At 42.7% G+C, this 13,333-nt stretch carries 11 protein-coding genes and 1 pseudogene; 8 read left to right on the forward strand and 4 right to left on the reverse strand.

Annotated features, from left to right (window positions below; genetic code table 11):
- Positions 1-99: 99 nt before the first annotated feature.
- From V7L20_RS03925 to V7L20_RS03950, 6 genes are all read left to right on the forward strand, one after another.
- Entirely contained in the window at positions 100-1,821 is a 1,722-nt protein-coding gene (locus V7L20_RS03925) for a DUF3352 domain-containing protein (RefSeq protein ID WP_334742804.1), read from the forward strand.
- Positions 1,822-2,174: 353 nt separating this feature from the next.
- Positions 2,175-3,248 carry a c-type cytochrome biogenesis protein CcsB gene (gene ccsB / locus V7L20_RS03930; RefSeq protein WP_334742805.1) on the forward strand — a complete coding sequence of 358 codons (1,074 nt, stop codon included), beginning with the start codon at positions 2,175-2,177 and terminating at the stop codon, positions 3,246-3,248.
- A 327-nt stretch (positions 3,249-3,575) separates the two neighbouring features.
- Entirely contained in the window at positions 3,576-3,884 is a 309-nt protein-coding gene (locus tag V7L20_RS03935) for a KGK domain-containing protein (protein WP_334742806.1), read from the forward strand.
- 151 nt (positions 3,885-4,035) lie between these two features.
- A complete protein-coding gene (locus V7L20_RS03940; RefSeq protein WP_334742807.1) occupies positions 4,036-4,797 on the forward strand; it encodes a Uma2 family endonuclease in 762 nt (253 codons plus the stop codon).
- 64 nt (positions 4,798-4,861) lie between these two features.
- Positions 4,862-5,647 (forward strand): Uma2 family endonuclease, encoded by a 786-nt coding sequence (locus V7L20_RS03945; RefSeq protein ID WP_334742808.1) that lies wholly within the window; start codon positions 4,862-4,864, stop codon positions 5,645-5,647.
- A gap of 142 nt (positions 5,648-5,789) precedes the next feature.
- Complete coding sequence (locus V7L20_RS03950; RefSeq protein ID WP_334742809.1) at positions 5,790-6,509, forward strand: Uma2 family endonuclease; 720 nt, start codon at positions 5,790-5,792, stop codon at positions 6,507-6,509.
- A 119-nt stretch (positions 6,510-6,628) separates the two neighbouring features.
- Here V7L20_RS03950 and V7L20_RS03955 read toward each other — a convergent pair whose 3' ends face one another.
- The 3 genes from V7L20_RS03955 to V7L20_RS03965 form a co-directional block, all read right to left on the reverse strand.
- Positions 6,629-6,877, reverse strand: coding sequence for a hypothetical protein (locus tag V7L20_RS03955; RefSeq protein WP_334742810.1), 249 nt, complete (start codon positions 6,875-6,877; stop codon positions 6,629-6,631).
- A 171-nt stretch (positions 6,878-7,048) separates the two neighbouring features.
- Positions 7,049-10,996 carry a tetratricopeptide repeat protein gene (locus V7L20_RS03960; protein ID WP_334742811.1) on the reverse strand — a complete coding sequence of 1,316 codons (3,948 nt, stop codon included), beginning with the start codon at positions 10,994-10,996 and terminating at the stop codon, positions 7,049-7,051.
- 1 nt (position 10,997) lies between these two features.
- A complete protein-coding gene (locus V7L20_RS03965) occupies positions 10,998-11,324 on the reverse strand; it encodes a hypothetical protein (protein WP_334742812.1) in 327 nt (108 codons plus the stop codon).
- A 357-nt stretch (positions 11,325-11,681) separates the two neighbouring features.
- Between V7L20_RS03965 and V7L20_RS03970 the strand changes: the two are divergent.
- Positions 11,682-11,960 (forward strand): annotated as a pseudogene (locus tag V7L20_RS03970) (Uma2 family endonuclease); the annotation flags it as partial.
- A 12-nt stretch (positions 11,961-11,972) separates the two neighbouring features.
- Positions 11,973-13,010 carry a tRNA lysidine(34) synthetase TilS gene (gene tilS, locus V7L20_RS03975; RefSeq protein ID WP_334742822.1) on the forward strand — a complete coding sequence of 346 codons (1,038 nt, stop codon included), beginning with the start codon at positions 11,973-11,975 and terminating at the stop codon, positions 13,008-13,010.
- A 41-nt stretch (positions 13,011-13,051) separates the two neighbouring features.
- Here tilS and V7L20_RS03980 read toward each other — a convergent pair.
- The coding region (locus V7L20_RS03980; protein ID WP_334742813.1) for a hypothetical protein at positions 13,052-13,333 on the reverse strand (282 nt) is incomplete at its 5' end.

The following is a 13,333-nucleotide window of genomic DNA, read 5'->3' on the forward strand; positions in this document are numbered from 1 at the left end:
ATTTAATATAATTAGCTGTTCTAAAGAATGGTTAAACCTGTTGGTGTACTTGACTAATCAAGCAAGTAATAAGTTTGCAAGTATAAGGTATAGGTTTCAATGGCACCGCCTCTTGTGTCTGTTCCGATGAAGAAAAATAAGAAACCGTCTCTGGTGCTGACGCTCTCGGCTGCTGGGCTATTGATTGGTGTGGGTAGTGTAGCATACTGGTTGTTAAGTCAGAGACAACACTCTTCTAGCGATTTGCTCGTAGGTGCAAATATTATTCCTGGTGATGCGCTGTTTGCGGTTTCTCTGACAACAGATCCTCAGCAGTGGCAGAAATTGCGGCAGTTTGGCACAAAAGAAACCCAAGCAGAACTGGACAGAAATTTAGTAGAATTGCGCGATCGCTTTCTCACTAATAATGGTTATGACTTCCAGAAAGATATCGCTCCTTGGGTAGGTAATGAGGTTACAATCGCAATTCTTGCCCCAGCAATAACGAGTAAAGCTGCACCCAAACCAGTTACCACCAATGAAGATGCTGCAAGCGTTCAGCAGTCGATGGTAATGGTATTGCCAGTGAAAAATCCAGAAATCGCCAAAAACATTTTGGCACAACCCAAAACCCTTAAACAAGGTAAATGGATTGACCGTATTTATCAAGGAATCGCCATTAAACAAAGTGAGGGACAAGCAGGAGAAAACTTCTCAGCAGCATTACTAGATGGGCGTTTTTTAGTTATAACTGATAGTCCCAAAGCCACAGAACGAGCAATTGACGCTTACAAAAATCAAACATCCCTCGCCACAACAGGGGGCTTTGCTGAGAATTTCCCAAAAATTGCCGACTACCAACCCTTTGGCCAGTTTTACGTAAATGTGCCAACAGCAGCCAAAATAGCCGCAGCTTCTCCGAATCGCCCTTTACCTGCTCAAGTTTTGGCTCAACTGCAAAATAATCAAGGTTTAGCGGGGACAATGACTTTAGAGGCAGAAGGAATCCGCTTCAAGGGCGTTTCTTGGTTAAACCCTAATAGTCAACGGGTGCTGGCAGTAGAAAACAAAGCTGGGCAAATGCAAAGCCGCGTACCAGCAGAAACCTTAATGATGCTTTCGGGGGGAAACTTACAAAGGTTATGGGGAGATTACGTTTTAACATCTCAAGGAAATCCCCTCTCGCCGATCGCACCAGAACAACTTAGAAGTGGTATAAAATCTCTTACCACTCTCGATTTAGATAAGGATTTGCTCAGTTGGATGAAAGGCGAGTTTTCCTTATCAGTGATTCCTACTACTCCAAAAGAAGGTTCACCAAATGATTTTCGTGCGGGTTTAGTCTTCATGGTACAGGCAACTGATCGCCAATCAGCTGAAACATCCATAAAACAGCTCGATGACGTGATCAGAGATCAATACCAGTTCCAAGTCCAACCTGCGAAAGTTGCAGGACAACCTGTTGTTAACTGGGTTTCACCCTATGGTACTTTAACTGCCACCCACGGATGGTTAGATGGAGATGTCGCCTTTCTAGTAGTAGGCGCTCCTATTACTGATAAAATTCTTCCCAAACCTAACAATACACTAGCTAGCACGATCCCCTTCCAACAAACAGTTCCTATAGAACCAAATCCGACAAATGGTCAATTTTTTCTAGATGTGGAACGAACTGTGAAAAATTTCGTTTTACCAACTCTAATTCCCAATCAACAAGCTTTGCTTGATGCAACACGCTCAATTGGGATGACATCCGCCGTCAGCGACAGTCGCAGTAACCTTTACGACATTTTTATAGCACTTAAAAAAGTTAGGAACACAACTCCCTTGCCTAGCCCATAAAGTAATAAGAGCAGTTCTGCTACACCATCTACGACTTCTCTATAACAGCAATTAGAAAAGTTAGGAGTTAGGAGTTAGGAGTCAGGAGTTAGAAGTTAGGAGTTAGGAGTTGTACTAATTCTCAAAAATCTTGCCATACAACAATCTTCACGTCTGGTGTGTCTTTACCTCAGAGCAATATCATCTGTAGTAACCTTAAAAGGAAATGGTATTAAAAATTATTAACTTCTAACTCATAACTCATAACTCCTAACTCCTAACTCCTAACTTTCCCCTGTCCCATGACCCTCTAAGCATATAGGATCAGAACAGTCAGAATCGATATTTTCAATCATTCACGGAGAGAAGACTTTATGAATTTGGTTGTACTCCAAAACTGGCTGGACAATGCCTCTTTTGCCATCTTATTCCTAACAATGCTGGTCTATTGGGGAGGAGCGGCTTTTCCGAATCTGCCTTATCTAGCCGCTTTGGGGACAGCTGGGATGGCGATCGCAAATTTGTGTATAGCAACTCTATTAGGGGCAAGATGGATCGAAGCTGGTTACTTTCCCTTAAGTAACCTCTATGAATCCCTATTTTTCTTAACTTGGGGGATTACCACCGTTCATCTAATTGCCGAAAGTAGTAGCCGTAGCCGCTTAGTAGGAGTTGTTACAGCTCCTGTGGCAATGGCGATTGTCGCTTTTGCTACTATGACACTACCATCGCAGATGCAAGCGTCAGAACCCTTAGTACCTGCCTTGAAGTCAAATTGGCTGATGATGCATGTCAGCGTCATGATGTTGAGTTATTCTGCTTTGATGGTAGGTGCGTTATTAGCGATCGCTTTTTTAGTTGTGACTCGCGGTCAAAACATCCAACTACAAGGTAGTTCAGTAGGTAATGGTGGCTATCGCAGCAACGGCTACCGCTTAAACAAAGCAGCTGATCTAATTCCTCAACCATCAGCCCCTTCTGCCGAAAATAACGGCTTTGCTCGTTTTGAAACTACTAGCAACGGCAACGGTAACGGTAACACCGCAGTTTTGGGTTTAGTTACAACAACCCCAATCCAAAATCCAAAATCCGAAATCCAAAATTCTGAACCCCTTTCACCCCAGCGCCTTAGCCTTGCCGAAACCCTCGACAACATCAGCTATCGCATCATCGGGCTAGGATTTCCCCTGCTGACAATTGGCATCATTGCTGGCGGCGTTTGGGCTAACGAAGCTTGGGGTTCCTACTGGAGTTGGGACCCCAAAGAAACTTGGGCATTAATTACCTGGTTAGTGTTCGCTGCCTATCTCCACGCCCGAATCACTCGCGGTTGGCAAGGGCGTCGTCCCGCGATTTTAGCCGCCACTGGTTTTGTTGTTGTTTGGGTTTGCTATCTCGGTGTGAATCTTTTAGGTAAAGGTTTGCATTCTTACGGTTGGTTCTTTTAGTAACCTCACCCCTAACCCCTCTTTGTTAGCGGCTATGGTGTACACACAAGCGAGCGAATTACCCAAAATAAAAGAAAAACCTCACCCTGTCTTATCGGACATCTTTCTCCTTATTAAGGTTTAGTGTAGCAAAACCTTTCTTGAGGTATCTTAAGGGCTGGGTGAAAATCTGAAATTGCATCACCAAAGACTTGTGTATACACCGTAGGCGTTAGCGAAGAGGGAGAAAGGAATAGATTTAAATTTACTATTATTTATCTCTTAGGAATTATTTCGGATGAACTGCTAAATCTGTGGAAAATATAGATTTAGTGACAGGAGATTTTTATGGAAGATGGATTCGAGAGACTAAATCATGATGAAGTTGTGTCTATAGAACCAGACACTTTTAATAAATTAAATATTGCTAAAACTTTTAAAGTACGTGATTTGATTACAGCAATTAAGGAATATATTGGAGCAGATGAAACAGATGAAGTAAATTTGTATACTCAAGGATTAAATTGTGAGGTTTTGCAATTCAGTACTCAGGGATGGAAAAAAGGAAAAGTTAGACTTGCTTTAGAATTTTGTCCTGAGGGTTCTGAATCACCACTTGATGAAATTTTTCAAAGACTCAAACAAGTGGAAAATTAATATCCAATGAGTAAAAGAACCCCGACTTCTTAAAGAAGTTGGAGTTCTGACCCTCTCGAAGTTTGCAAATAAAATAGGATGTGCTGAATTACTATCAAAATTCATTAATAAAATAAAGATGCACTAATAACTGAGGAAGAGTAAACCCATCATGCTAGAGTACAATCCATTAGCTTGTTTGCCCTCATCTGAGGAACTGCCAGACTCTGATGATACGCCAGTGGATAATGAATTACAAGATTTAATTCCGGGTTTACTCAAAGCACTTCTGGCGATCGCTTGGCCAGAACGCATGGATTGGTACTTTGGTGTAGATATGGGTATTTATTACGACCCAGATTTACCAGCAATAGTCCCAGATGGATTTTTGAGTTTGGGCGTAGAGCGATTTTATGATGAAAACCTCCGTCCCAGTTATGTGCTTTGGGAAGAGAATAAATTACCGATATTAGTGTTGGAGGTAGTATCTAAAACATACCGTGGTGAGTACTCGACCAAAAAAGCAGAGTATGCAAGATTGGGAATTTTGTATTATGTAGTTTACAACCCATTTCGTCGCCGCAAGCCACGTTTAGAAGTTTCTAAATTAGTTAACAATGTTTATGAATTACATAATGATAATCCAGTTTGGTTGCCAGAAATAGGTTTAGGAATTGGCATCGAACGAGGAACTTATTTAGGCATACCACGGGAATGGATGTATTGGTATAACCAGCAAGGGGAAAAGCTTTTAACACCAGAAGAAGACGCAAAACTCGCTAAACAAGAAACCCAACAAGCAAAACAAGAAGCGCAGCAAGCAAAACAAGAAGCGCAGCAAGCACAGCAAGAAGCTCAACAAGCACAACGACGTGCTGAATTATTAGCACAACAGTTGCGATCGCTTGGCATAGATCCTGATTCTCTCATTTAAATTACTATCAAAATTCATTAATAAAATAAAGATGTACTAATAACTGAGGAAGAGTAAACCCATCATGCTAGAGTACAATCCATTAGCTTGTTTGCCCTCATCTGAGGAACTGCCAGACTCTGATGATACGCCAGTGGATAATGAATTACAAGATTTAATTCCGGGTTTACTCAAAGCACTTCTGGCGATCGCTTGGCCAGAACGCATGGATTGGTACTTTGGTGTAGATATGGGTATTTATTACGACCCAGATTTACCAGCAATAGTCCCAGATGGATTTTTGAGTTTGGGCGTAGAGCGATTTTATGATGAAAACCTCCGTCCCAGTTATGTGCTTTGGGAAGAAAGGAGAGTACCAATATTAGCACTAGAAGTAGTATCTCAAAAGTATCGTGGTGAGTACTCTACTAAAAAAACAGAGTATGCCAAATTAGGGATTTTATATTATGTAGTCTACAATCCGAATCGTCGCCGAAAGCCACGGTTAGAAATATACAAATTAATTAATGGTGGTTACACTTCGTTAGAAGATGATAATCCCCTTTGGCTACCAGAGATTGGTTTAGGAATTGGCATGGAACGGGGAACTTATCTAGGCATTCCTCGCCAGTGGTTGTATTGGTATAACCAGCAAGGGGAAAAGCTTTTAACACCCGAGGAAAACGCAAAACTCGCTCAACAGAAAACCCGGCAAGCAGAACAAAAAGCTCAACAAGCAGAGCAAAAAGCTCAACAAGCAGAACAAAAAGCTCAACAAGCAGAACAAAAAGCTCAACAAGCAGAACGACGTGCTGAATTATTAGCACAACAGTTGCGATCGCTCGGCATAGATCCTGATTCTCTATCCTGAATTGCTATCAAAATTCATTAATGAAATAAAGCATAACAATTGCGATCGCTTGGCATAGATCCTGATTCTCTCATTTAAATTGCTATCAAAATTCATTTATAAAATAAAGATGTACTAATAACTGAGGAAGAGTAAACCCATCATGCTAAAGTACGATCCATTAGCTTGTTTGCCCTCATCTGAGGAACTGCCAGACTCTGACGATACCCCAGTGGATAACGAATTACAAAATATAATTCCAGGTTTACTCAAAGTTATCTTAGCGATGGTTTGGGCAGAACGCATGGATTGGTTTTTTGGTATAGATATGGGGATTTATCACGATCCAGATTTAGCAGCGATAGTCCCAGATGGATTTTTGAGTCTGGGCGTAGAGCGATTTTACGATCAAAACCTCCGCCTCAGTTATGTGCTTTGGGAAGAGAAGAGAGTACCGATATTAGCGCTGGAGGTAGTGTCTCAGACATATCGCGGTGAGTACTCAACCAAGAAAGCAGAGTATGCAAGATTGGGGATTTTATATTATGTGGTTTACAATCCATTTCGTCGCCGGAAGCCACGTTTAGAAGTTTACAAATTAGTTAATAATGTTTATGAACTTCAAGATGGTAATCCTGTTTGGCTACCAGAGATTGGTTTAGGAATTGGCATGGAACAGGGAACTTATCTAGGCATTGGGCGCGAGTGGTTGTATTGGTATAACCAGCAAGGACAAAGGTTTTTAACACCAGAAGAAGACAAAAAACTTGCTCAACAACAAACACAGCAAGCACAGCAAGAAGCTCAACAAGCACGACGACGTGCTGAATTATTAGCAGAACAGTTGCGATCGCTCGGTGTAGATCCAGATTCTCTCTCCTGAATGGCTATCAAAATTCATTAATGAAATAAAGCATAACAATTGCGATCGCTCGGTGTAGATCCTGATTTAATCTAAAAACGGCGAGACGCCCATCCTACAATAAATATTAGGAGATTTTATTACTTGGAAATTCCTAAAAACTTGTCCACGAGTATTAAACACTCGTTAACGGAGTTCAGAGGTGGATGAATCCAGTTCAAATACTCATTAACGGAGTTCAGAGGTGGATGAATCCAGTTCAAACACTCGTTAACGGAGTTCAGAGGTGGATGAATCCAGTTCAAATACTCATTAACGGAGTTCAGAGGTGGATGAATCCAGTTCAAACACTCGTTAACGGAGTTCAGAGGTGGATGAATCCAGTTCAAACACTCGTTAACGGAGTTCAGAGGTGGATTAATCTAGTTCAAACACTCATTCACAAGTATAAAAGACTCATTACAGTATTTTCATTTACTTAAATCACACTCTCGCCTTCCTCTCTGCGCCTCTGCGCCTTTGCGTGAGATAAAAATCTTTCATTAATTACGAATTACGAATTACGCATTACGCATTACACTATCAAGACTTGCACTCACACTTTCAGCATCCGGTGACTTCAATCGCTGCAAAATCTCTAAAGCTGGTTGCAAATAGGATATAGCTTTGGTGTATTCACCCTGTTGTTCTGCCAAATCTCCTAACCACCACAGAGTCATTGCTTGACTTCGGACATCACCAATGCGTTGAGTTATTTCCAAAGACTGATTGAAAAGTGTGATCGCTTCATCCACTTCCCCTTTGTCGGCGTAGATAATTGCCAATTGGTGCAACGTCGCCGCTTTGCCTTGGACATTTCCAATGCGTTCATTTATTTCTAAAGATTGATTGTAGAGTGCGATCGCTTCATCCACTTCTCCTTTGTCGGTGTGGAGAATTGCCAGTTGGTGCAACGTCGCCGCTTTGCCTTCGATATTACCAATGCTTTCATCAATTTCAAGGACTTGATTGTAGAGTGCGATCGCTTCATCCACTTCCCCTTTGTTGGCGTAGATACGTCCTAGTTCGTGCAACGTCGCCGCTTTGCCTTCGATATTACCAATGCGTTCTTTTATTTCTAAAGACTGATTGAAAAGTGCGATTGCTTCATCCACTTCCCCTTTGTTGGCGTAGATACGTCCTAGTTCGTGCAACGTCGCCGCTTTGCCTTCGATATTACCAATGCGTTCATTTATTTCCAAAGACTGATTGAAAAGTGCGCTCGCTTCATCCACATCCCCTTTGTTGGCGTAGATAATTCCCAATTGGTTCAACGTCGCCGCTTTGCCTTGGACATTTCCAATGCGTTCATTAATTTCCAAAGACTGATTGTAGAGTGCGATCGCTTTATCCACTTCCCCTTTTTTAGCGTAGATACGTCCCAGTCCGTACAACGTCGCCGCTTTGCCTTCGATATTACCAATGCGTTCTTTTATTTCCAAAGATTGATTGAAAAGTGCGAGCGCTTCATCCACATCCCCTTTGTTAGCGTAGATGCTTGCTAGATTGCCCAACGTCGCCGCTTTGCCTTGGACATCTCCAATGCGTTCTCTTATTTCTAAAGACTGATTGTAGAGTGCGAGCGCTTCATCCACTTCCCCTTTGTTGGCGTAGATATTTCCCAATTGGTTCAACGTCGCCGCTTTGATTTGGACATCTCCAATGCGTTCATCGATTTCCAAAGACTGATTGTAGAGTGCCAGCGCTTCATCCACTTCCCCTTTGTTGGCGTAGAGAGTAGCCAATTCGTGCAACGTCGCCGCTTTGCCTTGGAGATTATCAATGCGTTCTTCTATTGACAAAGACTGATTGTAGAGTGCGAGCGCTTCATCCACTTCCCCTTTGTTGGCGTAGATACGTGCCAGTTGGTGCAACGTCGCCGCTTTGCCTTGGACATCACCAATGCGTTCTCTTATTAACAAAGACCGATTGTAGAGTGCGATCGCCTCATCTACTTCCCCTATGTCGATTTTTAGTATGCCAAAATAATAATAAATTAATGCTAATTCGTGTTCATCTTCTTTTGGACAAAGCTTTAAAGCTTGTTGATAATAATTCAGTGCTTGTTCAATCTCACCGAGTTGGTGTTCACAAAAAGCCATTTTTCGGAGAACACGATAGTCTTCAGCAATTTCTATGGTTGATTTGCATAGATTTACCGCTTCTCGAAATCGACTTTGATTCTGTAAGTGTTCCGCCAATGAACTAGCTATCTTTGCCGCAATTTCTCCATCCTTCCCCAAGAACGCTAAACGATGAATTTCTAACGCTAGTGCTTCCGTAGAACTTTCCGCTCCTTCCCACCACAGACGATACAAAATTTGTGCAGCTTGTTTATACAACTCTTCACCCTTGGGGTTTTCTGGAAACTCTAGCAACGGTGACAAAATCCGGGGAACACGATACAACCTCTTTGTATTGTTGGTGAGGGTAACTTCCAACAAACCCAAAATTTCAGCACGTTGAATATGATCCCAACTTGAGATATCCTCACAAATCGGGTCAATAGCAGCTAGAGGAACAGGTAACTCATACACCAACAACTTCCCCAGCATTTGACGCAAAGCAGGAGTTTGCTGCTTCAGCAATACCTGTGCCAAAATATCCTCACGAAATTCCTTTTCCTTATCTGCCATCTTTTGCAGAATCATCTCAACTCCCCTCTCCGCTTCTGGCGACTTCGGGGAATTTTGCAAAATCTTATCTAACCATTCCAACAGCCGAGGATTTCCATCTGCTGCTTTTTTGGCACGTTCCGGCAAATCTGGCTGAAATTGCCAACTGCCATTAAACGAATCCAGACGATTATACTTTTTAATTAAATCTGCCCCAGCCAAAGCACCCAGAGGTTCGCGGTACAGACGATGATTCAGTTCTGCCAGTGTGAAATCGTAGCGACAGGTAATAATTACCTTGTGGGGAAGTTGGGAATTTTGCATCGCCTTCAGCAACGCCAGCAGTACATCCACAACTTGTGGTTGCAAGACATAAACCCCATTTCGTAATTCCAAATTAGCCTCAAAGTCATCCAGCACAAAGACAAAGCGCTGTTCTTTGGTATTGAGTCCTTCAGTGAAAAACTTGGTGAGGCGCTGCATCAACGGTAACTTGCCATTGAGAATTTCATGCCCCCTTTCCAAGGTACATTGTTCAGCAAGGGTTTTGAGCAGTTTGTCTTCATCCAGTTGCCGAAAGTTCACCAGCCTGTGATAGCCAACCATCCTTTCTAGAAGTCGCGCCGTCACAGTACTCTTACCCACACCCCCCAGTCCGTGAATTAGTACCCCTAATGAAGTGCGAATTGCTTTGAGACAACGTTGCAAAGTCCGCCGTCTCCCAACGAACTCAGAGGGTTTCGCCACCCGCACCTGTTGGGTATCGGGATCTAAAAACTGTTCATAAGCAGGTTCCGGCGCTGAGAGTGGCAAATCTCCCAACACTTCCACGAACGCACCGGGACATTCTCCCTGCACATATAACCGCAACAAATGCCAGTCACGCACATTCTGTTGAAACAACTGCTGGTAAGTGCTAGCGAGTGCTTCAGCTAATTGATATCCAGCTGCCAATTTGCCGTAGAGGTGCGCGGCGGCGGCTGTAGCTGTCCGATCTTCCACAGGCCGCCCCCAACTTAAAACAGCCCTCGCCCCTTGGGCAATTAGTGCCTCAGCCATTGAAGGGACAGCCCCTTTATCTGCTGCTTGTCCAGTGCGACACCCAGATAAAAACACCAATTTGGGAAAGCGAAACCGGAAGACTTCCGCCAGTTCTGCGGCTGTGGTTTCGTGGCGTTCCCCAATTTCCGTCTCAGTAATAAAGTAAGGCGTGTAAGGTGCTTCATCTTTAATTGAGGCGTGTCCTGTGAGGTGAAACACATCAAAGTCATTAAAATAGCGACTCCACACCTTACCCAACTCGCTAATGCAACCGCTTTCTTCCACCCGCAAATCTACAGCAAAATCTCGTGTATCAGCCAGAATTCTCGCTTCTTCCTGTTCAAACTCTAACTTTGGTTGCACATCTTCCGGGTCGGTTGCCATAAACAATACTCGCAATTGTCGTGCTTCCACAGAAAACCCATCCGTTTCTTTCTCAATCCAACGCAGAGGTAACACCACTGGATTAACGCGCTTCACTAAAAAATCCTCACCATCATGCAGCACTTCCCAAGGTAGATGTGCCAGTTGTTTATCAGTATCAATGGCAATTACCAACCCTTCACCGCGACAGTCATCAATTCCCCGACTCAACCACCGTCCATCTCCATCCAACCAAAAAAATAACTGCTGCCCGATTCCTGATAAATTGGGCAGCAGTTTATAGTAATCTCGTTCACCTTGCTTGAGAAAATCAGCGATTTCTGCCAATTTCAGGCGACGTGATTCATAGTGATTTTTTTGAGGTAGCCAATATCTGAGTTCAACTGTTTCCTGCGTACTTTCCCGAAGTTGAATGCGGATAGTTTGCACTTTACTTGCTGATAGATTTGAGGATTTCCGTGATTTCCTCTATGGTAGCTTCTTCGAGTAAAATCCTGTTTCCAGTATCAGGGTCAAAAATTTCCACATCAAATTGCTTTCCTGGATGAGATTTATGCCATTCTTGATACCATTTGCGGATTTGTTCAGCTAAAGCCACAGCACCACCCACAATGCCAATAATAGTAGCAACAGCCGCCAAAGTTCCCTCTCTTTGCCTCGGTACTTCATAGCTTCCCGATATTCCCGGAATTTCTAGCAAAGCCTCGGCTGCTGCTGGTGCGCCTTCACCCTCAATACCGACTTGAATTTTTGCCATTAAATCACCTACAAATTTATGCAAGATTCTGTATATTATGCGTTGAATTGACGATAAGGTTCATGCACAGACACAGAGAGGATTGCAAAATTATTTACTTTGTGTTTTTAGCTGTTCCACATTTAACTTGTATAATTAAAGCGCTCATGTTGCCCACTTGACAAGACTTTGATTAAATTTAGGTATGCAAACTAGATGTGGATAGCTTGCCAATTGTCTAAAATAAAGCAACAGACACAAACCTGGAAACCCAGATTGAATCTGACTTTCAAAAAGTATGCATTACATTAGCAATGTAGGAGCGTCATTATCAATTACAAATTACTTTAAGTCCTTTTTTAGCAGGTGAACAATATAGTCACCTCAACAAACTGGGATGATGATTATGTTGACAAGCTAGATGAATATCAGCGACTCGGTATCTCTGAGTATCGGATTGTAGATTATTTAGCGATCGCTAGTCGCGCTTATCTCGGTAATCCTAAACTCCCCACGATTTTCGTTTACCAATTGGTTGAGGATCAATACCAAGTTCAAAAGTTTACGGGCAATGACCGTATTATTTCTACTACTTTCCCCGAACTGGTGTTAACTGTTAAAAAAGTTGTAGCTGCAAGTCAAATCCAAAAACTATAAGAAGTTCTAAAAATAGTGTGGACTCCCCTACATGCAAAAATCCATCGCACCATCCGATCGCGTCACTTATTTGAACGCAACCAGCGTCTATTAATCGCTGTCTCTGGCGGACAAGATTCTCTGTGTTTAATAAAATTACTTTTAGATTTACAATCCAAATGGGGATGGCATTTAGGTATTGCTCACTGCGATCATCGCTGGCGTTGTGACTCCGAAGCTAATGCTTATCATGTCGAAAATTTAGCTAAAACTTGGGGTATATCCTTTTATTTAGAAACAGCGAACGAACCTATAAATAGTGAAGCTGCTGCACGCGATTGGCGATATCAAGCTTTAAGTGCGATCGCCAAAGCAAATAATTATCAATATATAGTTACAGGACACACCGCCAGCGATCGCGCCGAAACTCTCCTCTACAACTTAATTCGCGGTACTGGTGCTGATGGCTTACAAGCCCTAACTTGGCAACGCCCCCTAACTACAGGCATTATGCTAGTGCGTCCCCTTTTAGAAATTACTCGCACACAAACAGAGCAATTTTGTCAAGAATTTAGATTGCCAATTTGGGAAGATTCTACCAATCAAGATTTACAATATGCCCGCAACCGCATTCGCCAAGAATTGTTACCATACTTGCGAGAAAATTTCAATCCCCAAGTAGAATCAGCCTTGGCTCAAACAGCAGAACTTCTCCAAGCAGAAGTGGAATATTTAGAAAAAGCTGCCCAGCAATTGCGAGATGGGGCATTAGGGAAGCAGTGCGCCCTTGCAGTTTCCCAACTTGAAGCAGCCGCCGTCATTGAGCATGAAGAAAATTTCCTTACTATTCTTCCCTTAAGGTTAAATCGTCGAGTATTGCAAAAAGCACCATTGGCGTTGCAACGTCGCGTGATGCGCCAGGTATTGCAGCAAATATTGACTGATGCACCTAGTTTTGAACACATCGAAAAATTAACGGCTTTAATTATAGCGCCCAACCGATCACAAACCGATCCATTTCCTGGTGGTGCGATCGCTCAAGTAGAAGGCGACTGGATCTGTTTTAAATAGTTATTTAAAGTCTTTTTGTGATCAGGGACGAGTTTATTTTCCTATGGTGTTCCCTGGTCTTCCCATACCCATTGACTACCGTTATAAAACTTGTCATATAAATGACCGTTACTTCCTACTACAAAAGTCGAAATTCGATCCAGTGTAGGCTGGTAGACTACACCAGGTGAGTTGATTGCTCTCGTCCTGGATGGTCTGATTACTGTTGCGCTGGGTGGTGTTCCCTGTTCTTCCCATACCCATTGACTACCGTTATAAAACTTGTCATATAAATGACCGTTACTTCCTACTACAAAAGTCGAAATTCGATCCAGTGTAGGCTG

Origin of the sequence: Nostoc sp. (assembly GCF_036916735.1) — a bacterium.
Classification (GTDB): Bacteria; Cyanobacteriota; Cyanobacteriia; order Cyanobacteriales; family Nostocaceae; genus Nostoc.

Bases quoted from the DNA above. Each gene is read 5' to 3' on its own strand.
- V7L20_RS03925 (WP_334742804.1), top strand. From the start codon at position 100: ATGGCACCGCCTCTTGTGTCTGTTCCGATGAAGAAAAATAAGAAACCG.
- ccsB (WP_334742805.1), top strand. From the start codon at position 2,175: ATGAATTTGGTTGTACTCCAAAACTGGCTGGACAATGCCTCTTTTGCC.
- V7L20_RS03950 (WP_334742809.1), top strand. From the start codon at position 5,790: ATGCTAAAGTACGATCCATTAGCTTGTTTGCCCTCATCTGAGGAACTG.
- V7L20_RS03940 (WP_334742807.1), top strand. From the start codon at position 4,036: ATGCTAGAGTACAATCCATTAGCTTGTTTGCCCTCATCTGAGGAACTG.
- V7L20_RS03945 (WP_334742808.1), top strand. From the start codon at position 4,862: ATGCTAGAGTACAATCCATTAGCTTGTTTGCCCTCATCTGAGGAACTG.
- V7L20_RS03935 (WP_334742806.1), top strand. From the start codon at position 3,576: ATGGAAGATGGATTCGAGAGACTAAATCATGATGAAGTTGTGTCTATA.
- V7L20_RS03965 (WP_334742812.1), bottom strand. From the start codon at position 11,324: ATGGCAAAAATTCAAGTCGGTATTGAGGGTGAAGGCGCACCAGCAGCA.